We start from the raw sequence: 18,920 nt of genomic DNA, 5'->3' as shown, positions 1-18,920 counted from the left end.
TGGATCTAACAGATACAACGCCTTGGGCGTGCTGCGCACGCCAACGGGAGCCAGTTCCCTCGACACAACTGGTTCCTTGTCTTGGGCACCCGCCCTCTTTCAGCCACAAGGCAGCCGACCAGCGTCAATTGCGCCACTGTTTCGCCTCTGCCACAATCGCGAATAATTCTCGTTAGTTTAAACTTCTCGATTGGTGAGTTCCGTTGTCGTCAGTCCAAAGCCCTCACAATGAGCTGGTTGGTGCGTTGTATCGCGACCATCGTGGTTGGCTGTTGGCCTGGCTACGGCGCAACGTTGCCTGCAGCCAGCGGGCCGAGGACCTGAGCCAGGACACCTTCGTGCGCCTGCTGGGCCGCGACGAACTCAAGGCGCCCCGGGAGCCCCGGGCGTTTCTGGTGGCCATCGCCAAGGGGCTGCTGTTCGACTATTTCCGGCGCGCCGCACTGGAACAGGCTTACCTCAGCGAACTGATGCTGATCCCCGAAGGCGAACAACCGTCGCCCGAAGAACAGCAGATGATCCTCGAAGACCTCAAGGCCATCGACCGCCTGCTGGGCAAGCTCTCCAGCAAGGCGCGCATGGCCTTCCTCTATAACCGCCTCGACGGCCTGAGCCACGCCGAGATCGCCGAACGCCTGGGGGTCTCGGTGCCAAGGGTGCGCCAATACCTGGCCCAGGGCATCCGCCAGTGCTACATCGCCCTATACGGGGAGCCGCTATGACCCCCATGAGTTCCAAGCCGGTGTCGGCCCAGGTGCTGGATGCCGCCATCGCCTGGCAGCTGTCGCTGGATGGCGGCGCCAGTGCCGTGGAGCGCGAAGAGTTTGCCAAGTGGCACGCTGCCCATGAAGAACACGCCCGCGCCTGGCGCCAGCTGGGCATGCTCGACCAGCGCTTTGGCGTGGCCACCGGCCCGGCCCGCAACGCCTTGCTGCAATCGCGCGAAGGCTTGCGCCGGCGGGTACGCAAGCTGGGTCGCGGGGTCGCCAGCGTCGTGCTGTTCGGCGGCCTGGCGCTGTTTGCCGGGGAACGCTACCTGCCGATGGACTACTGGCTGGCAGACCAGCGCACCGCCACCGGCGAGCAGCGCACCCTGCGCCTGGCCGACGGCACGGTGATCAACCTCAATACCCACAGTGCGCTGGATGTGCGCTTCGACGAGAAGCAGCGGCGGATCGTGCTTCAGGAAGGCGAGATCCTGATCGAGACCGGGCACAACGACAGCCGGCCGTTCATCGTCGAAACCCGCGACGGCCGCATGCGCGCCCTGGGCACGCGGTTCCTGGTCAAGCGCGAGGACCAGGGCACCCGCCTCGGGGTGCTGCAATCGGCGGTGGCGGCGCGGCCGCAAGCCGGTCAGGACGAGCACGTGTTCAAGGAAGGCCAGCAAGTGCTGATGCGCCGCGATGGCCTCGGCCCGCTGCAGGCCCTGAACCTGGGGGCCGACGCCTGGACCCGGGGCATGCTGGTGGTGGACAACGCCCGGCTCGGTGACCTGATCGATGAGCTGGGCCGTTACCGCCGTGGTCACCTGGGCGTCGCACCGGAACTGGCCGACCTGCGGATCACCGGCAGTTTCCCGTTGCAGGACACGGACCTCGCGCTCAATGCCCTGCTGCCGAGCCTGCCGGTGAAGATCGAACGGCACACCCCCTGGTGGGTGACGGTGGTGGCCAAGGCCGACGCCAAGCACTGAGGTCGGTGTCGCAGCCTTCGCCGGCAAGCTGGCTCCTGCACCGATCCCGTAGGAGCTGGCTTGCCGGCGAATTAGCCTCAATCAGTCTAAATCTAAATTATTTTCAATCCGCCCCTATCACTTTTCCAATCTCGTCCGGCACCTAGGCAATTGCGAAACATTTCCATTCAGGAGCCGCCGTATGTCCCGCCCTCTAGACACCCTGTTGCGCCCCAGTCTCTTGGCCGTTGCCATCGCCCTCTGCGCCCCCCTGGCCAGCCCGGCGCTGATGGCTGCCGAACAGTCCACCAGCGTGCGCGCCTACAACCTGCCGGCCGCACCGCTGGCCAGCACCCTGAACCAGATCGCCAGCCAGGCCGGCCTGGCCCTGAGCCTGAATCCGTCCCTGGCGGCGGGCAAGACTTCGGCCCCGGTCAAGGGCCAGTTCGATGCACCGGGCGCCCTGCGTGAGGCCCTGCGTGGCACCGGCCTGCAACTGGAGCACAGCAGCGCCGGCACCTACAGCCTGGTGGCCACGCCGGAAGGCGTGGTGGCCTTGCCGCAAACCAATATCACCGGCCAGCAAGCTGGCGAGAGCGCCTGGGGCCCGGTCGACGGTTACCTCGCCACACGTACCGCCGCCGGCACCAAGACCGATACCTCGCTGGTTGAAGCTCCGCGCTCGATTTCCGTCGCTACCCGCCAACAGATGGAAGACCGCAACGTTCAGAATCTAGACGATGCCGTGCGCTACATGCCCGGGATTGTTTCTGCCAGCTATGGCAGCGACACCCGCTATGACTGGATGCGTGTACGTGGCTTTGAACCCACACAATTTCTCGACGGCCTGCCCCTGCCCCGCGGTGTGTATGCCAATCCGAAAGCGGAAACCTGGAACCTCGACCGCCTTGCCCTGCTGCGCGGCCCGGCGTCCTCGGTGTATGGGCAGACCCCACCGGGCGGCCTGCTGGATATGGTCAGCCGGCGCCCAAGCGCAGACACCAGCCACGCCGTCCAGATTCAGTACGGCAGTGACAACTACCGCCAGATCAACTTCGCCAGCACCGGCAAGATCGACGATGAAGGCCAGTTTCTTTATGGGCTCAGCGGTGTCGTTCGCGACGCCGGCACCCAGGTCGACCACATCGACAACAAGCGTTACAACATCGCTCCCAGCCTGACCTGGAACATCGATACCGATACCAAGCTGACCCTGCTCACGCAGTTCACCCGTGACGATACGGGTGCCACCAGCCAGTTCATGCCGATCCAGGGCACCAAGATCAAGTCGCCACTGGGCGACGTTTCCCATCACAAGAACCTGGGTGACCCGGACTACGAGTTCTACGATCGGACCTACTACGCGCTAGGCTACGCCTTCGAGCACCGCCTCAACGATGTCTGGCAGTTCCGTCAGAACCTGCGCTACACCAAATCGGAGCTGTCCTTCCAACAGTTGACCGTTGGTTCTTACGCCTACTCCCCGGCTGATGCAGCAGGCAACATCAGCCGTACCTCGACCAACGTCGACGAAGACATCGGCCAGTTCGCGGTCGACAACAATTTCCAAGCGGACTTCACCACTGGCGACATCAGCCACACCGTGCTGCTTGGCCTGGACCACCAACGTACCGATACCTCCTACCTGTCGATCTACGGTAACGGGGGAACCACCAACATCTTCAACCCGGTCTATGGACAGTCGATTGTTCGTCCGTCGCGCGCCGACGCCTATTACGACTACGACCAGAAGACCATTCAGACCGGCCTCTACGTCCAGGACCAGATGGCCCTGGACAACTGGCGCCTGACCCTGGGTGGCCGTGAGGACTGGGTGCACCAAGGCACCACCTACCTCAACAAGAAAGACGTGACCAACACTGATCGCAGCAAGAACTTCAGTGGCAATGCGGCGCTGAGCTATGTGTTCGACTCGGGTGTTGTGCCGTACATCTCCTACGCCGAATCGTTCCAGCCAGCGAGCAACGCCAGCGTTTCACCGACCGAATCGTATAAACCCACGGAAGGCAAACAATGGGAGCTGGGGGTCAAATATCAGCCACCAGGTTCGAACACTCTGCTGAGCGCGGCGGTCTACGACCTGACACAGAAAAATGTCCTGGTGACCAGCATTGGCGCCGGTGGCGAATCGATCACCAACCAGACCGGCGAAGTGAAGGTCAAAGGCCTGGAACTGGAGGCGGTGTCTGACGTAACCGAAAACCTCAAGGTCATCGCCGCGTATACCCTGGCTAAGTCTGAGGTGCAAAAAGGCATCTACAAAGGCAACCGCTTGCAACTGATGCCAAACCAGCAAGCCTCCCTGTGGACTGACTACACCTGGCATTCCGGCGTACTCGATGGTTTCGGCATCGGTGCGGGCGCCCGCTACACCGGCAATACCTATGGCGACCAAGCCAACACCTGGCTGGGCAAGGCCGACGCCTACACGGTGTTCGATGCCGCCGTGCATTACGACCTCGGCCGCCTGGACAACAGCCTCAAAGGAGCGTCGCTGAAACTCAACGCCACGAACCTGTTCGACAAGGATTACCTTTCCACTTGCGATGGTTCCTACTGCTATTTCGGCGATCAGCGTAGCGTGGTCGCCAGCGCCACCTATCAATGGTAACCAGCTGAGTTAACAACCAGGCCGTCCGACAAGGGCGGCCTTGGTGTGTCTGAAGGCTAAGAAATGAAAAGCAAGACAATCCGCCGCTGGTCCTTTATCCACACCTGGACCAGCCTGATCTGCACGGTGTTCCTGCTGATGCTGGCGCTCACCGGCCTGCCGCTGATCTTCCACCACGAGATCGACCACCTGCTGGGGGATTCCCCCGAACTGCGGGAGATGCCTGCCGACACCCCGCACCTGGACCTGCAACAGCTGGTCAAGGCCGCCGAGGCTCATCGCCCGGGCGAGGTCATGCAGTACTTCGGCTGGGACGAGGACGAACCCAATGGCGTGATGACCATCATGGCCAGGACCGCCGGCACCGAGCCCAACGCCTCCCACACCTTCATGCTCGACGCCCGCACCGGCGAGGCCGTGGCCATGCCCTCAGCCAATGGCGGGTTGATGATGGTCATGCTGCGCCTGCATGTGGACATGTTCGCCGGGCTGCCGGGCAAGCTGCTGCTGGCCTTCATGGGCATCCTCTTCGTGCTGGCGATCATCTCCGGCACGGTGCTCTACCTGCCGTTCATGCGCCGCCTGAAGTTCGCCACGGTGCGCCAGGACAAGTCCAGCCGCCTGCGCTGGCTCGACCTGCACAACCTGATCGGCGTGGTAACCCTGACCTGGGCCCTGGTGGTGGGCGTTACCGGCGTGATCAGCGCTTGTGCCGACCTGATCATCGCCGCCTGGCGCAACGACAGCCTCAGCGCCATGGTCGCGCCCTACCGCGACGCGCCGCCACTGACCTCACTGGCGCCGGCCAGCCGCCTGCTGGATATCGCCAGGGAAGCCGCCCCGGGCATGCAGCCGGACTTCATCGCCTTCCCCGGCACACGCTTTTCCAGCGAGCATCACTACGCGGTGTTCCTCAAGGGCAGCAGCCACCTGACTTCGCACCTGCTGACCCCGGTGCTGATCGACGCCAGTAGCCTGCAGGTCACCGCCGTGGCCGGGCGGCCCTGGTACATGGACGCCATGGGCATGTCCCAGCCGCTGCATTTCGGCGACTACGGCGGCATGCCGATGAAGGTGCTGTGGGCGGCGATGGACGTGCTGACCATCATTGTCCTGGGCAGCGGCCTGTACCTGTGGCTAGCCCGCCGGCGAGCCGGCAAGTCGATGCCGCAGGTGCGCCCATGAAACCCCGGCAATCGAACTTCTGGAAGGTCTTCGCCGCGCCCCTGGGCATTGGCCTGCTCTGCGCCGCCGGGTTGTTCGCGGCGCTACTGGGAGACGGGGCCTGGGACAGCCTGAGCTGGCTGGGCCTGGGCCTACCGACGCTGATCGCCCTGCGCGGCCTGTTGCGGCGCAAACCGGCGGCCTGAACCTGGCGCCGGGAAACCACGCCACAGGTACATCGAGAGCCCGAGGCCGATCAGCATCACCGGGATGAACAGGCGATTTTCCAGCAGCGCCTCGATGGCCACCAGCACGCTGAACAACGCCAGCCCCAGCAGCGGCACATAGCTGGCCGCCAGGCTCCAGCGCCAGGGCTGGGTCACCGGGTCGGGCCCGCGCCAGGCCAGCAGTGCGCAGCCCAGGCCCGGCAGGGCCAGTGCCGGCAGGGCCCAGTACCAGGCCATGTAGGCGAACGCCATGACCAGCTCCGGCTCCCCTTCACCCTTGCGGCGGAACTCGTATTGCAAGGCCAGATACACCGCCAGCGCGCCCAACAGAGTCAGGGCCAGGCTGTACAACCCGTGTAGAAGATAGGACCTGCGCACTCATCACTCCTCGTCTGTATCGCCAATCGCCCCTGTGGCCAATGCCACAGGCTGCGCTAAGATCCCCGGGCTGCGAGACTTCCACCCGCGAGGAATATTCATGTCCACCCCAAGCATGACGCTGTTCCACAACCCGGCATCACCTTACGTACGCAAAGTCATGGTGCTGCTGCATGAAACCGGGCAGTTGAACCGGGTCGCCCTGCAAGCCAGCCAGTTGAGCCCGGTAGCTCCGGACGCCGCGCTGAACCAGGACAACCCCCTGGGCAAGATCCCCGCCCTGCGCCTGGACAACGGCCAGGTGCTGTACGACAGCCGGGTAATCCTCGACTACCTGGACCAGCAGCACGTCGGCAACCCGCTGATCCCCCGGGACGGCTCGGCCCGCTGGCGGCGCCTGACGCTCGCGGCCCTGGCCGACGGGATCATGGACGCCTCGGTACTGGTGCGCTACGAGCTGGCCCTGCGTGCCCCGGAAAAACACTGGGAACAGTGGCTCGACGGCCAGCGCGACAAGATCCGCCGAGCCCTGGCGGTGCTGGAAGCCGAAGCGATTGCCGAACTGGCCAGCCACTTCGATATTGCCGCCATCAGCGTTGCCTGCGCCCTGGGCTACCTGGATTTCCGCCACCCCGACCTGGAATGGCGCCAGGACCATCCCCAGCTGGCCGCCTGGTACTTCGAGATCAGCCAGCGCCCGTCGATGCTGGCGACCCGGCCGCCGGTCTAATCGGTCAGGCGATCGGGCCTCTTCGCCGGCAAGCCGGCTCCTGCAGCACGGGGCATGGCTTGCTGGCGTACCAGCCACCAGGCATCGAGCGGAAACAACTGGCCGATGCGCTGCGCCAGATGCTCCCGCTGGCGCTGATCCTCACGCAAACCCAATGACCTACTCATGGACGGCCTCCAGATCGAACTGCAAAGGCTGCGCTGCCTTGCGCTGGCCAATGCCATACCAGTCCAGCTTGCGGGTCAGCACCATGAACACGCCCAACAGCCCGAACAGCAGCAGCGAGCCCATCAGCAGCGCGTAATCCTCGGCGCTGAGCAGGCCATAGAGCAGGCCGTACAAGGCCGCCAGCGCGATCGCGAACAGCGCGCCGTTACGCCAGCTGTGCAGCACATGGCTGACATAGAAGCCGATCAGCCCCACACAGGCTGCCGCCGACACGCCATAGGCCAGCGCAAAGCCCAGGTGCTCCGATAGCGAGAGCAGCAACAGGTAGAAGAACGCCAGGGCCACGCCCACCAACCCGTACTGGATCGGGTGCACCGACAGGCTCTTGAGTACCTCGAAGAGAAAGAAGCCGGCGAAGGTCAGGCCGATGAACAGCAAGGCGTATTTGATGGCCCGGTCGCTCTTCAGGTACTGGTCCACCGGGTCGATGAAACTCACGCCGAAGCTGCGGCCGTTGAAGTCCTGGCATTGCGTGCCGAATGCGCAACGCTCCATGGCCTGTTCCAGGTTGGTGGAGAAGAACGAGGTCTGCCAGATGGCTGAAAAGCCCTGCTCGGTCACTTCACGTTGCACCGGCAGGTAGTTGCCGATAAAGCTCGGGTGCGGCCAGTTGGCCGTCAGCAGGACCTTGCTGGTCTTGCCCACCGGCAGCACCTGCAACTGGCCGGTGCCCTGCAGGCGCAGGTCGAAGGCGAAATCCAGGCGGGTGTTCTTTTTCAGGTCCAGGGGCGGCAGCAGCACATGCACGCCTTCATCCAGCCAACTGACAAAGGTGCCCGGGGCGAAGTCCAGGGTCTGGCCGTTGAGTTGCAGTTGCAGGGCGTTCTCGATGCCGCGGATATCGCTGATGCCCACCGCCAGGAAGGGCTGGTCGAACTGGTAGTCGGCAAAATCTTCCTTGATCCCGTATTGCTCGGGCACGGCGAAATGGCCGCTGATGTGGTTGTCGGCGTGGAACAGCCGAGCCTCGTAGATGCCCCGGGCACGCAGCTCGGTCTGGGCCTTGCCGTCCAGCTCGAAGTGTTCCGGCAGGAAGAACATGCGCCCTTGCTCCTCGCCGATGTCCTGATAGCGCTTCTTGGTCTTTTCGTCGGTCTTCCAGGTGCGCACGGTCTTGCGGTAATCCACCACCATCACCGGGCCGCGGATCTGCTGCTGGGTGCTGGAGCTGCGGGCAATATCGTCGAGCACGCCGTCGCGCAGGCTCTGGCGCTCGCTGATCAGGCCGCTGATCATCAGCAGCGGTATCAGCAACAGCAGGATCAACAGGCCAATGGCCCCGAGTTTGAAGGTCAGGTTGCGGTTCATGAGGCTCTCCCGGTTCGAATGGAGGAGAGTCTGGAACGCGGCTATGGGGGTTTTATGGAAGCAATGTGGAGAGTCTGTGGAGAATCCCCGCTCAGGGCAGGCGCAAGGTCACCTGCACCCCGCCCGGAACGTTGTCGATACGCATCTGGCCGCCATGCAACTGCACCACTTCCTCGACGAAGTTCAGCCCCAGGCCGGTGCTCTTGCGTCCGCTGTCCGGGCGCGGCAGGGAATAGAACCGCTCGCACAGGCGCGGCAGGGCATAGTCCGGAATCGGCTCGCCCTGGTTGAACAGCACCAGCTCCACGCCCTCCTCCACAGGTTGCGCGCTGCAACGCAACAGGCCGCCCACGGGGCTGAAGTCCAGGGCATTGGTCAGCAGGTTGCCCAGGGCCTGGCGCAGCAGGAACGGCTCGCCGGACCAGGCCAGGTCCGCCGGCACCCGAAGTTCCACCTGCAGTTGCTTGCCTTCGATACGCCCGTGCTGGCTGTTCAGCAGCTCCTTGCACAACGGCGCCAGGGGCACATTCACCCGCTCTTCCAGGCCCTGGCGCTGCTCCACCTGCGCCAGGTTCAGCAGGCGCTCGATCAACTGCTGCATGCGCGCGCTTTCGCTGTCGATATTGCCGACGAAACGCTGGCGCTGTTCCAGGGGCATTTCGCCCTGCAGCAGCTCCGCCGCCCCGCGAATCGCCGCCAGGGGGCTTTTCAGTTCGTGGGTCAGGGTATGCACGTAGCGCTCGACGTAGGCCTTGCCTTCGAGCTGGGTGCGCATGTGTTCCACCGCCGTGGCCAACTGTTCCATTTCACCGCCGCGATAGTGCGGCAACTCGGCCCGGCGCCCTTCGCTTACCGCCAGGGCATAGGCGGTCATGCGCCGCAGCGCGGCGCTCAGCCACCAGGACAGCAAGGCACCGAACAGCAGGCCCATGGCGATCAGCCCGGCGCCGTACCACAGCAGGCGCCGCTCGGTGCGGTCGACATAGGGCTGCAGGGAACTGTTGGGCTTGGCCACAGTGACCACGCCGATGATCTGGCCGTTGTCGCGGATCGGCGCACCCACGTGCATCACCGAGGAATTGGGATCGTCGGCCAGCGAGCGCGACGAGCGCGCGCCGTACTGGCCGCGCAGGGTCAGGTACACGTCGTTCCAGCGCGAATAGTCCTGGCCCACCGCCAGGCCGCTGGAATCCAGGACCACGATGCCCTTGGCGTCGGTCACGTAGATGCGGTGGTTGACCTGATTCTTCGGCAGGCCCCAGATGGTCGCCGCCGGTTGCCGCTCGCCATAGGCACGCAACAGCTGCGGCCAGCGGTTCTCGCTGAGGGTGCCGGCCTTGAAGTCATCCCGCAGGATCTCCGCCAGCAGGTTAGCGGTGTCCACCAGGGTTTCCTCGGTGGACTGGCGGACCCCGGGACGAATCTCCTTCATCACCGTGCTCAGCACGAAATAGCCGGTCAGGCTGATGAACAGCAAATAGACCAGGAAGATCCGCAGCCCCAAGGTCATCAGGCGTGGCTCGGGCTGTAGCTGTAGCCCAGGCCGCGATGGGTCTGGATCGGCTCGGCCTGGGCCGCCACCAGGCGCAGCTTGGCCCGCAGGCTTTTGATATGGCTGTCGATGTTGCGCTCATAGCCCACATCCGCCATTACCCCCAGGGCGTCCAGCAACTGCTCGCGGCTGAACACCCGCTCGGGCTGTTCCAGCAGGCATTGCAGCAGGCGGAACTCATGCCGGGTCAGGCTCAGGGGCTGGCCACGGTAACTGATCTGCACCCGCTCAGGGTCAATCACGAACAACGCCGCGACCGCCTCGGGAGCCACCCGCGGGACCATGCGCTTGAGGATCGCCTTGACCCGCGCCGCCACTTCCCGCGGGCTGAAGGGCTTGACCACATAATCGTCGGCACCGATTTCCAGGCCCACCACCCGGTCGATCTCGCCGTCCCGGGCACTGAGGAACATCACCGGCACCTCGCTGAAGCGCCGCAGTTGCTTGCAGGTTTCAAAGCCGCTGATATCCGGCAGGCCGATGTCGAGGATGATCAGGTCCGCCGGGCTCGCCTGTTGATGCTCCAGGGCCGCACGGCCCAGGCTCAGCCAGGTGGTAGTGAAGCCTTCGCCTTGCAGGGCAAAGATCAGGGTGTCGGCAATCGCCGCTTCGTCTTCGACAATCAGGATATGGGGCATGGCATCCAAGCACGCAAATTCAGTGGGCGAACGGTGCCGGATGCCTGGTAAGTCGTCAATCAGCAGTCGGGTTTATCGGCGGTATAACGCCGCGCCGGGTTCACCGCCGCACCGAATTCGCGCAGGGCCTTGGCGCCAATCAGCAGCGGGTAGTTGAAGCTGCTGCGGTCGGTGAGGTTGACCTCCACCGTGCGCTTGACGTTGCCCAGGCACATTTCCAGTTCCACCACCGGGCGCTTGGCCGCCTGCGGCTCTTCCCGGTCATCGTCCTCGTCGGAACGGCTCTTGATCTTGCTGATGCGCGCCACCTTGTGTTCGTAGACCTTGCTGCCAGCGTCCTTGGTGGCCAGGCGGAAGCGCACCCAGTCCTCGCCATCGCGGGTGAAGGTCTGGATATCCTTGGCCGACAGCGAAGCGGTCAGGGCCCCGGTGTCCATCTTGGCTTGCAGGGTTTCGCCGATTTCCGGCAGGCGGATGTATTCGTAACGGCCATACAGGGTCGGCTCGGCAGCCATCACCGGCAGCGCCAACAGAGACACGAGAGCAAGGACAGATTTCACGACGGTGGATTCCTTGAAGAAAGTGGGCAGCGGGATTTTAGACCGCAGCCAACGAATTGGTTCTACCCGAGCCCCGTAGGAGTCGGCTTGCCGGCGAAAGGGCCCCGATAGACACCCCAGCCAATTGCCACCCACCCTACCCGCCCCCAGGTGAAACATTCGTCAGCACACTAGAATTTGGCCTGCCCGCCGAAGCTGCTTATCATGGCGCGCCCAAAAGATTGCAAAGAGTGCCCTATGCGCCGCCTGCTCACCGGCTGTTTCGTCACCCTGCTCCTGCTGCTCAACACCCTGGTGCTGTTCGGCCCGTTGATGGTGTTCGCCCTGCTCAAGCTGGTCCTGCCCGGGCGCCTGCGCGACTACGCCTCGGCCGCGGTGATGTGGATCGCCGAGACCTGGGCCGAGATCGACAAGCTGATCTTCGCCCTGTGCATCCCCACCCGCTGGGACATACGCGGCGGCGAGGGCCTGCGGGTCGACACCTCCTACCTGGTGGTGAGCAACCACCAATCCTGGGTCGACATCCCGGCCCTGATCCAGACCCTCAACCGGCGCACGCCGTTCTTCAAGTTCTTCCTCAAGAAGGAACTGATCTGGGTGCCGTTCCTGGGGCTGGCCTGGTGGGCCCTGGACTACCCCTTCATGAAGCGCTACAGCAAGGCCTTCCTGGCCAAGCACCCGGAACTGCAAGGCAAGGACCTGGAAATCACCAAGGCTGCCTGCGAGCTGTTCAAGCGCCAGCCGGTGACCGTGGTCAACTACCTGGAGGGCACCCGCTTCACCCCGGCCAAGCGCCAGCAGCAGGGCTCGCCCTTCCAGCACCTGCTCAAGCCCAAGGCTGGCGGCGTGGCCTTTGTCCTCGCGGCCATGGGCGAACAGCTGGACGCCATGCTGGATGTCACCGTGGTCTATCCCCAGGAACGCATTCCCGGTTTCTGGGACCTGATCTGCGGCAGCGTGCCCAAGGTGATCATCGACATCCGCACCCGCGAACTGGACCCCGCGCTGTGGCAGGGCGATTACGAAAACGACCCGGCGTTCCGCCAGCAGGTGCAGGACTGGGTCAACCGGCTGTGGACCGACAAGGACCAGCGCATCAGCGAGTTGCTGGGCGAAAGCCGCTGATCAATCGCTGATCACGTGGGGCAGGAAGCGGCTGCTGTCCTTGGTGATCGGCGAGTTGTCCTCACGAATGCCGATACCCGCCGGCTGGTCCCCGATCACCCAACTGCCGATCACCGTGTGGTTGCCGGCAAACACCGGCAAGGGGTGGAACTGCTGGCGGATGCAGGGCCCGCCGCCGTAGGGCCCGGCCTCGATCAAATGCTCGCCGCCTTCGGTGCAGATTTCCACATTGGCGCCCTCTCGGGAAAAGAACGGCTTGCGCACCCACCCCGGGCCCAGGCTGGCGGCGGGGTCGTCGTCGATAAACGCCGGCAGCAGGTTCGGGTGCCCCGCATGCCGTTCCCAGAGCAGGGCCAGCGCGCCCTTGTTGGAGAGAATGGCTTTCCACGGCGGCTCGACAAACTGCGTGCGGCTGCCGGCAATGGCCGGGCCAAAGGCTTCGTTGAACAGGTGCTCCCAGGGGTAGAGCTTGAACAGGCTGTCGATGGGGGTGCCCAGCAGGTCGACGAAACGCCCGCCGGCATTCAGACCGATGTCCTCGATGTCGAGCAACCGCGTCCCCAGGCCAGCCTGACGGGCAATGTCGCGCAGGTATTCGACCGTGCCGCGGTCTTCGAGCGAATCCCTGACCGAGGCAAAGTGCATCGGCGACTTGAAGCCGCCCTGGACGAAGGCCTGGAGCAGCTTGTCCTCGATGCTGTTGAACTGGTCGCAGCCGGCCGGCAATTGCCCGCGCTGCATCTGCTGTTCGAGCCAGACGTACTGGAAGAAGCTCGCCTCGTACAGCGAGGTCGGCGTGTCGTAGTTGGTTTCCAGGAGCTTGGCCGGGCCGGTGCCGTCGTAGCACAGGTCCATGCGCCCATAGAGGTGGGGGTCGCCCTGCTTCCATGACTGGCGGATCAACTCATGAAAGGCCGCAGGGATAGCCAGGCGCTCCAGCAGTTCCTCGCTGTCCACCACCTCGGCCACCAGGGCCATGCACAGCTCGTGCAGTTCCTGGGTCGGGTCTTCCAGGTCGTCCTCGATCTGCCGCAGGCTGAAGCGGTAGTAGGCCGACTCGTCCCAGTAAGGCTCACCGTCGAAGGTGTGGAAGGCAAAACCCAGTTGCTCCGCCGTGGCTTGCCAGTCCGCACGCGGGGTGCTGGGGATGCGTTTCAAGAACCGAAGCTCCAACTGCTGCGGCTGGAGGAACCGAAGCCGCTGCGGCTGACCACTTCATGGGCGCCGGCCAGCGGGTTGCCGGCGCTGGTGAAGTGTTCCGGGCTGGATATCCCGAAGCGCCCGCCACTGGCGCCGGAGAAGGTCTTGCCGGCCTCCACCTGCTGGCTGAGGGTGCTCAGCTGGGTACCGCCACGACCATCGCGCTGCTTGTACAGGGCCTCGCTGAAATAGCGCGGTTCAGGGGTCGAATCCAGGCCGATCCAGCGCCAGAAGCGCGAGCCCGAGCTAGAGCCACCACCACCACCACCACCACCACCACTGGAGCTGGTCTGTTGTTCTTCTTCGGGCTTGTCCGGCACCGTGCGCTGGGAGGTCAGGGCAAAACCGCTGGAAATCGGTACATAGGCTCGGTTATCGCGCGAGACCATGCAGTTGGCGGTGACGAAATCCTCCTCGCAACGTTGCAGGTCCAGGTAACGCGGGGCCACACGCTCCCCACGCTCGCGGGCGTCATCGCGGGCGGCCTGGCAAATGGCGGACGGAATCTGTGCCCGTTCGCATTCGCTGACGCTGCTGAAATTCTGGGTCTGGCGCACTTCCCGGGTCGCCTGGGACTGGCCGTCACAGGCGGCCAGGGCAAACGGCACGCTGCCCAGCAACACCAGGCGCACGCTCTTGCTGCGTTTCATGGCCGCGCCCTCAGACCGAAGGGGTCATGCAGGCCGCGTTCAGCAGGCCGACACCGACAGAAACCGATGCCACCAGGATGGCCGCCGCGTACTCCTGGCTGGCAATGCGCTGGGACAGGCCCTTGAGGGTCAGGCTGACCACAAAGAACGCCAGCAGCTGCACCACCGCGGCGATGCCGGCCCAGAGCAGGAAGTCGATGATCGAGATTGAATGGGAAATAGCGCTGGCCACCGGAATGGCAAAACCCAGCAAGGCACCGGACAGGGCGATGGAAGCCGCGCTGTTGCCCTCGCGGATCAGGGCGAATTCGTTATAGGGGGTCAGGCGCGTATAGATGAACGCATAGAGGGCAAAGACCAGGGCCGCGCCCAGCATGTAGAGCATGAAACCGAGCACCGCATCGGCGGGCAGAGACATCTTCAGTGCATCCATGAACATCGCGTTCAAGCTTCCTTGGAAAACGGGGCGCGAGATATAGCACAGGCCCGATTCGGCGAAAACTCCGGGAAAGGTAAAGACCAGGATTGCAGGAAACTGGGAGGGCCCCGGCGCGCCAGGCGCCGGGGCCGGAGCGCGCTACTTGGCCACGCCCCAGATGCCGCTCAGGCTTTGCAGCAGGGAGCCGCCAACGCCCTGCTGGCCCAGGTACTGCAGGATCACCGGCGCAAACTGGCCGATCATGCCGCTGTCCATGCCCAGGGCGCCGAAGGCGTTGTTCAGGTCATTGGTGTCCTTGACGTCGCCCAAGGCGCTGTCCAGGCCCTTGGTCTGCCCGGACGACTGGCCCAGCAGGCCGCTCAGGGCACCCAGGCTGCCCAGGGCGTTGCTGCCCGAGAGCTTGTCCAGGCCCGGGACACTTTTGCTCAACTGGGAATAGTCGGTGCTGCTCAACTGGTTCTTCGCCAGGCCAAGCATGGCGCCCGTACCGCCGATGGCTTGCTGGGGAGTGACATTCAGTTGCGAACCCAGGGCTCCGAGCAGGCCGGCGGTCTGGGAAGTGGGGGCCGCGGCGGCAGCCTTGTCGCCGCCCTGCATGCCGGAAATGGCATTGGCCGCGTCGTTCAGGCTGAAACCGCCGGCCAGGGCCGAACCGGCTGCCAGGGTCATCAGGGTAGCCAAGGCGAAACCGCGTGGAATATTCATCGAAACAACCTCATGGGGCAGGAAACCACCCGTGTTCGGATGGCTGGAAAACAGCCTTTTGACTGAAGCTTCGGGCGAATGTTCCGAAAGTGACGCAGCGGCGCCCGCACCCTGTGGATTTTAGTCGAGAATCACGCATCCACGGCTCGCCGCTCTGCGTATATGCAGCAACGACGACCGGCGCAGGCACATCGGCACCGGCCGTAGCAGGAGGTCGCAACCCGTGAATGGAACAACCGCCCACCCTGGACTACCCTCTGGCTGGATCGACCGTTGCCAGCCGTGGTCCATTCATTTGCCACCTGCCTGGAGAACCGCCATTTCCGCTCTCGACCCCGATCAACTGCGGCACTTGCTGGCCCAGTGCTCACTGGGCGATCGCCGCGCCTTCGAAACCCTGTACCGCAGCGTTGCCCCGTACCTGAATGGGGTGGCCCTGCGCTTCATGGGCCGCCGCGACCTGGCCGAGGAGGTGCTGCAGGAAAGCTTCGTGCGCATCTGGAACAACGCCGTGCGCTACCAGCCGCACCTGTCCGCCCCCCTGACCTGGATGATCAACATCACCCGCAACCAGGCCATCGACCAACTGCGCAAGCACCGCGAGCGGCCCCTGGGCGAGGGGGAGCAGCAGCAACTGATGGACGACGCCCCCTCGGCCCACGAACAACTGGACAGCGCCCGCCAGGCCCGGGCCCTGAACCGCTGCCTGGAAAGCCTGGAGGGCATGCAACGCCAGTCCATCACCGTGGCCTACTTCCAGGGCCTGTCCTGCTCCGAACTGGCCGAGCAGCTGGCCGCGCCCCTGGGCTCGGTCAAGTCCTGGATCCGCCGCGGCATGGAACGCCTGCGCAGGTGCCTTGAATCATGAATTATCGAACTCCCGAACGGCGCCGCGCCCTCGCCGCCGACTACGCCATCGGCCTGATGCAGGGCGCCGCGCGCCGGCGCTTCGACATGCTCCTGCTGGACGACCCGGCCCTGCGCGAGGAACTGGCGCAGTGGCAGGAGAGCCTCGCCAGCCTGACCGCAGGCCTGCCCGAGCAGGAAGTGCCGGAGCATGTGTGGCAAGGCATCCAGGCGCGTATCCAGCCCCAGGTCCTGCACATGCCGCAGAAAAACCCGCTGTGGATGCGCCTGCGCCTGGCGATCGCCGCCTGCGCCGTGCTGGCCACCCTGTACATCGGCTTTATCCGGCAGGACGACCAGGTGCGCTACAGCGCCACCCTGCTCAGCGCCGACCAGCAACCGGCCTTGCAGATCAAGGCCCACGCCCAGTACCTGCAGGTGGAACCCCTGACCCTGGCCGCCATCGGCCTGGACCGCAGCCTGGAACTCTGGGCGATTCCTGCCGATGGCAAGCCTATTTCCCTGGGCGTGGTGCCGGTAGGCGGCCAAGGCAAGATCAACCTGAGCCCGGCCCAACGCGAACTGCTGGGCACCCCGATCGCCCTGGCCGTGAGCCTGGAACCCCACGGCGGCTCACCTACCGGCCAGCCCACCGGGCCGGTGTTGTACCAGGGGCAATTGGCGGCGCTCTGACGGCAATCTTCGCCGGCAAGCCGGCTCCTGCAAGGCTTGTGTAGGAGCTGGCTTGCCAGCGAAGCCGCCAACGCTAAACTGCCCTGCCCACTCACCAACAGGGTCTGCGCCAGCCCCGGGTTGCCGCGCAAGCCCCCCGCACCTTCCGGCACTTGCAGTGAAACGATCTCCAATCAGAACGGCCCTCTACAGCTGCATCGCCCTGGCCCTGGCCATCCCCCTCGTCATCTGGATCATCGGCCGCCCCATCGACGGCAACCGTTGCTCGGACGCAGCCCATGCCACCGGCCCCCTGACCGAGGTCATCAGCCAGTACTTCCAGGAGACCCACGGCGCCGACTGGCAAGAGGAGATCCACTCACTGATCATTCTCGAAGTCCCGGCGGCCCAGACCCTGGCTCGCCAGCCCCAGGTCCATTACTGCGAAGCCCTGGGCCTGCTGGAAAACCCGCAACGAGCGCCCACGGAAAAATTCCATACCGCCGTGCTGATGCTCTCGCTGCCCATCGGCTACTACCTGGATTTCATGGACCGCATTCACCAGTTGTATCAGCGCGGGCTCATCGACCAATCCGTCCTGAGCATGGTGCTTTTCCCAAGAGGCACGGCGCTCAACTACTGGTGGCTGCCCCAGTGGCGATCGCGTTTCCAGCGGGATGCGCCAGGTGTGTTTAGCGAGGCCGCCGCGCAGTACATCCTCAGTGGAGAACACTGGGTCGACTACCCGGGCAAGGGTTTCTGACTCGGTATCGGCAGCGCCCGACGCAAGATCGCCAAGCAAGGTCCTGCGGACCTTTGCGCAGCCTCGCAAACTCGACAGCGGCTACTGGGGGGTGTTTTTAGCCACAGGGTACGAAGTGCTCGCGGCGGTCTCGGGCTTATGCCACAACGCAAAAGGGCGACCCGTGGGTCGCCCTTTTTCTTCTATCGCCTCAAGTCTCAGGCAGCACTGAACAGCTTGTGCGGATCGATGACGAATTTCTTCGGCACGCCGGCATCGAACTCGCCATAGCCGCGCGGGGCGTCGTCGAGGCTGATGACTTCAACCCCTACCACGTCGGCAATGTTGATGCGGTCCCACATGATGGCCTGCATCAGTTGGCGGTTGTACTTCATCACCGGGGTCTGGCCGGTGTGGAAGCTATGGGACTTGGCCCAGCCCAGGCCGAAGCGAATGCTCAGGCTGCCCATCTTCGCCGCGGCGTCCACGGCGCCCGGGTCTTCGGTGACGTACAGGCCGGGGATACCGATCTTGCCCGCCACCCGCACTACGCCCATCAGGGAGTTGAGCACGGTGGCCGGTGCTTCGTGCTGGGCACCGGCATGGCCGTGGCCCCGGGCTTCGAAGCCCACGGCGTCCACGGCGCAATCCACTTCCGGCTCGCCCAGCAAATCGGCGATCTGCTCGTGCAGCGGGGTGTCCTTGGACAGGTCGGCAATTTCAAAACCCTGGGCCTTGGCGTGGGCCAGGCGTACCGGGTTGACGTCACCGACGATCACCACCGCGGCCCCCAGCAGGCGCGCCGAAGCAGCGGCCGCCAGGCCCACCGGACCGGCACCGGCCACGTAGACGGTGCTGCCAGGGCCGACACCGGCGGTGACGGCGCCGTGATAACCGGTGGGCAGGATGTCGGAAAGGCAGGTCAGGTCGCGGATCTTCTCCATGGCCTTGTCGCGGTTCGGCAGTTTCAGCAGGTTGAAGTCGGCGTAAGGCACCAGCACGTATTCGGCCTGGCCGCCGGTCCAATCGCCCATGTCGACGTAGCCATAGGCACCGCCGGCGCGAGCCGGGTTGACGGTCAGGCAGACCCCGGTGTGCTGTTCCTTGCAGGAGCGGCAGCGCCCGCACGCCACGTTGAAGGGCACCGAGACCAGGTCGCCGATCTTCAGGTTCTCGACGTCACTGCCCTTCTCGATCACCTCGCCGGTGATTTCATGGCCCAGCACCAGGCCGACCTGGGCGGTGGTACGACCACGGACCATGTGCTGGTCCGAACCGCAGATGTTGGTGGAGACCACGCGCAGGATGACGCCGTGCTCAATCTTCCTGCCGCGCGGGTCCTGCATTTTTGGATAGTCGATTTTCTGTACCTCGACCTTGCCGCTGCCCAGATACACGACACCACGATTACCAGACATGCTTTCACCTCGCTGTTGTTGTTATGGAACC

General features: G+C 64.4%; 21 protein-coding genes. 10 read left to right on the top strand and 11 right to left on the bottom strand.

Annotation, left to right across the window (positions count from 1 at the left end; all coding sequences use genetic code 11):
• Positions 1–203 precede the first annotated feature (203 nt).
• The 5 genes from ACUXVH_RS03440 (at position 204) to ACUXVH_RS03420 (ending at position 5,677) form a co-directional block, all read left to right on the top strand.
• Positions 204–722 (top strand): RNA polymerase sigma factor, encoded by a 519-nt coding sequence (locus ACUXVH_RS03440; protein ID WP_011063879.1) that lies wholly within the window; start codon positions 204–206, stop codon positions 720–722.
• Complete coding sequence (locus tag ACUXVH_RS03435; protein WP_445493926.1) at positions 719–1,696, top strand: FecR domain-containing protein; 978 nt, start codon at positions 719–721, stop codon at positions 1,694–1,696. Before ACUXVH_RS03440 ends, ACUXVH_RS03435 begins: the two co-directional genes overlap by 4 nt.
• 181 nt (positions 1,697–1,877) lie before the next feature.
• Complete coding sequence (locus ACUXVH_RS03430) at positions 1,878–4,307, top strand: TonB-dependent siderophore receptor (RefSeq protein WP_019095940.1); 2,430 nt, start codon at positions 1,878–1,880, stop codon at positions 4,305–4,307.
• Positions 4,308–4,370: 63 nt separating this feature from the next.
• Entirely contained in the window at positions 4,371–5,492 is a 1,122-nt protein-coding gene (locus ACUXVH_RS03425; protein ID WP_053154262.1) for a PepSY-associated TM helix domain-containing protein, read from the top strand.
• Positions 5,489–5,677 carry a hypothetical protein gene (locus ACUXVH_RS03420; RefSeq protein ID WP_011063883.1) on the top strand — a complete coding sequence of 63 codons (189 nt, stop codon included), beginning with the start codon at positions 5,489–5,491 and terminating at the stop codon, positions 5,675–5,677. Before ACUXVH_RS03425 ends, ACUXVH_RS03420 begins: the two co-directional genes overlap by 4 nt.
• Here the strand turns inward: ACUXVH_RS03420 and ACUXVH_RS03415 are convergent.
• A complete protein-coding gene (locus tag ACUXVH_RS03415; RefSeq protein WP_401401788.1) occupies positions 5,624–6,076 on the bottom strand; it encodes a hypothetical protein in 453 nt (150 codons plus the stop codon). The two genes, ACUXVH_RS03420 and ACUXVH_RS03415, sit on opposite strands and share 54 nt — an antisense overlap.
• Before the next feature lie 100 nt (positions 6,077–6,176).
• Here ACUXVH_RS03415 and ACUXVH_RS03410 point away from each other — a divergent pair, with 100 nt between their 5' ends.
• Positions 6,177–6,806: a glutathione S-transferase gene (locus tag ACUXVH_RS03410; protein WP_011063885.1), complete on the top strand. Its 630-nt coding sequence runs from the start codon at positions 6,177–6,179 to the stop codon at positions 6,804–6,806.
• Here the strand turns inward: ACUXVH_RS03410 and ACUXVH_RS03405 are convergent.
• The 5 genes from ACUXVH_RS03405 to rloA2 all read right to left on the bottom strand — a co-directional run bounded on the left by ACUXVH_RS03405 (position 6,803) and on the right by rloA2 (position 11,092).
• Complete coding sequence (locus ACUXVH_RS03405; protein WP_158267418.1) at positions 6,803–6,973, bottom strand: hypothetical protein; 171 nt, start codon at positions 6,971–6,973, stop codon at positions 6,803–6,805. The genes ACUXVH_RS03410 and ACUXVH_RS03405 overlap by 4 nt on opposite strands.
• Positions 6,966–8,342, bottom strand: a complete 1,377-nt coding sequence (gene creD / locus ACUXVH_RS03400; protein WP_011063886.1) for a cell envelope integrity protein CreD — start codon at positions 8,340–8,342, stop codon at positions 6,966–6,968. Before creD ends, ACUXVH_RS03405 begins: the two co-directional genes overlap by 8 nt.
• Positions 8,343–8,433: 91 nt before the next feature.
• Positions 8,434–9,852: a two-component system sensor histidine kinase CreC gene (gene creC, locus ACUXVH_RS03395; protein WP_019094051.1), complete on the bottom strand. Its 1,419-nt coding sequence runs from the start codon at positions 9,850–9,852 to the stop codon at positions 8,434–8,436.
• Complete coding sequence (gene creB, locus ACUXVH_RS03390) at positions 9,852–10,532, bottom strand: two-component system response regulator CreB (protein ID WP_011063888.1); 681 nt, start codon at positions 10,530–10,532, stop codon at positions 9,852–9,854. The genes creC and creB overlap by 1 nt, the downstream gene beginning before the upstream one ends.
• A gap of 59 nt (positions 10,533–10,591) precedes the next feature.
• Positions 10,592–11,092: a retropepsin-like aspartic peptidase RloA2 gene (rloA2, locus tag ACUXVH_RS03385; RefSeq protein WP_011063889.1), complete on the bottom strand. Its 501-nt coding sequence runs from the start codon at positions 11,090–11,092 to the stop codon at positions 10,592–10,594.
• A 237-nt stretch (positions 11,093–11,329) separates the two neighbouring features.
• On the opposite strand from rloA2, the gene ACUXVH_RS03380 reads away from it, so the two are divergent.
• A complete protein-coding gene (locus tag ACUXVH_RS03380; RefSeq protein WP_011063890.1) occupies positions 11,330–12,217 on the top strand; it encodes an acyltransferase in 888 nt (295 codons plus the stop codon).
• Here the strand turns inward: ACUXVH_RS03380 and ACUXVH_RS03375 are convergent, their stop codons facing one another.
• From ACUXVH_RS03375 to ACUXVH_RS03360, 4 genes are all read right to left on the bottom strand, one after another.
• The gene (locus ACUXVH_RS03375) at positions 12,218–13,375 is read right to left on the bottom strand and encodes a glutathionylspermidine synthase family protein (protein ID WP_015637287.1); all 1,158 of its coding nucleotides are present in this window, start codon (positions 13,373–13,375) and stop codon (positions 12,218–12,220) included.
• Positions 13,372–14,067 (bottom strand): DUF1190 domain-containing protein, encoded by a 696-nt coding sequence (locus ACUXVH_RS03370; RefSeq protein ID WP_123397713.1) that lies wholly within the window; start codon positions 14,065–14,067, stop codon positions 13,372–13,374. Before ACUXVH_RS03370 ends, ACUXVH_RS03375 begins: the two co-directional genes overlap by 4 nt.
• 10 nt (positions 14,068–14,077) lie before the next feature.
• Complete coding sequence (locus tag ACUXVH_RS03365; protein WP_123431061.1) at positions 14,078–14,506, bottom strand: DUF350 domain-containing protein; 429 nt, start codon at positions 14,504–14,506, stop codon at positions 14,078–14,080.
• A gap of 138 nt (positions 14,507–14,644) precedes the next feature.
• Positions 14,645–15,211, bottom strand: a complete 567-nt coding sequence (locus ACUXVH_RS03360; protein ID WP_011063894.1) for a DUF2780 domain-containing protein — start codon at positions 15,209–15,211, stop codon at positions 14,645–14,647.
• Between the two features lie 223 nt (positions 15,212–15,434).
• Here ACUXVH_RS03360 and ACUXVH_RS03355 point away from each other — a divergent pair, with 223 nt between their 5' ends.
• The 3 genes from ACUXVH_RS03355 to ACUXVH_RS03345 all read left to right on the top strand — a co-directional run bounded on the left by ACUXVH_RS03355 (position 15,435) and on the right by ACUXVH_RS03345 (position 17,492).
• A complete protein-coding gene (locus ACUXVH_RS03355; protein ID WP_011063895.1) occupies positions 15,435–16,079 on the top strand; it encodes a sigma-70 family RNA polymerase sigma factor in 645 nt (214 codons plus the stop codon).
• A complete protein-coding gene (locus ACUXVH_RS03350; RefSeq protein WP_401025787.1) occupies positions 16,076–16,750 on the top strand; it encodes an anti-sigma factor in 675 nt (224 codons plus the stop codon). The genes ACUXVH_RS03355 and ACUXVH_RS03350 overlap by 4 nt, the downstream gene beginning before the upstream one ends.
• Before the next feature lie 157 nt (positions 16,751–16,907).
• Positions 16,908–17,492, top strand: a complete 585-nt coding sequence (locus tag ACUXVH_RS03345; protein ID WP_401260484.1) for a hypothetical protein — start codon at positions 16,908–16,910, stop codon at positions 17,490–17,492.
• A 197-nt stretch (positions 17,493–17,689) separates the two neighbouring features.
• Here the strand turns inward: ACUXVH_RS03345 and fdhA are convergent, their stop codons facing one another.
• On the bottom strand, positions 17,690–18,889 hold the full coding sequence (fdhA, locus tag ACUXVH_RS03340; RefSeq protein WP_011063898.1) for a formaldehyde dehydrogenase, glutathione-independent: 1,200 nt from the start codon (positions 18,887–18,889) through the stop codon (positions 17,690–17,692).
• Between the last annotated feature and the right edge of the window lie 31 nt (positions 18,890–18,920).

The sequence above is a fragment of the Pseudomonas sp. 8(2025) genome, from assembly GCF_052665325.1.
Note: the sequence above shows the minus strand (reverse complement) of the source record. Positions and strands in the feature narration are given on the sequence as shown.

Coding starts and splice junctions, on each gene's coding strand:
- ACUXVH_RS03435 (WP_445493926.1), top strand. CDS start 719: ATGACCCCCATGAGTTCCAAGCCGGTGTCGGCCCAGGTGCTGGATGCC.
- ACUXVH_RS03430 (WP_019095940.1), top strand. CDS start 1,878: ATGTCCCGCCCTCTAGACACCCTGTTGCGCCCCAGTCTCTTGGCCGTT.
- ACUXVH_RS03425 (WP_053154262.1), top strand. CDS start 4,371: ATGAAAAGCAAGACAATCCGCCGCTGGTCCTTTATCCACACCTGGACC.
- ACUXVH_RS03420 (WP_011063883.1), top strand. CDS start 5,489: ATGAAACCCCGGCAATCGAACTTCTGGAAGGTCTTCGCCGCGCCCCTG.
- ACUXVH_RS03410 (WP_011063885.1), top strand. CDS start 6,177: ATGTCCACCCCAAGCATGACGCTGTTCCACAACCCGGCATCACCTTAC.
- ACUXVH_RS03405 (WP_158267418.1), bottom strand. CDS start 6,973: ATGAGTAGGTCATTGGGTTTGCGTGAGGATCAGCGCCAGCGGGAGCAT.
- creD (WP_011063886.1), bottom strand. CDS start 8,342: ATGAACCGCAACCTGACCTTCAAACTCGGGGCCATTGGCCTGTTGATC.
- creC (WP_019094051.1), bottom strand. CDS start 9,852: ATGACCTTGGGGCTGCGGATCTTCCTGGTCTATTTGCTGTTCATCAGC.
- creB (WP_011063888.1), bottom strand. CDS start 10,532: ATGCCCCATATCCTGATTGTCGAAGACGAAGCGGCGATTGCCGACACC.
- ACUXVH_RS03380 (WP_011063890.1), top strand. CDS start 11,330: ATGCGCCGCCTGCTCACCGGCTGTTTCGTCACCCTGCTCCTGCTGCTC.
- ACUXVH_RS03370 (WP_123397713.1), bottom strand. CDS start 14,067: ATGAAACGCAGCAAGAGCGTGCGCCTGGTGTTGCTGGGCAGCGTGCCG.
- ACUXVH_RS03365 (WP_123431061.1), bottom strand. CDS start 14,506: ATGTTCATGGATGCACTGAAGATGTCTCTGCCCGCCGATGCGGTGCTC.
- ACUXVH_RS03360 (WP_011063894.1), bottom strand. CDS start 15,211: ATGAATATTCCACGCGGTTTCGCCTTGGCTACCCTGATGACCCTGGCA.
- ACUXVH_RS03350 (WP_401025787.1), top strand. CDS start 16,076: ATGAATTATCGAACTCCCGAACGGCGCCGCGCCCTCGCCGCCGACTAC.
- fdhA (WP_011063898.1), bottom strand. CDS start 18,889: ATGTCTGGTAATCGTGGTGTCGTGTATCTGGGCAGCGGCAAGGTCGAG.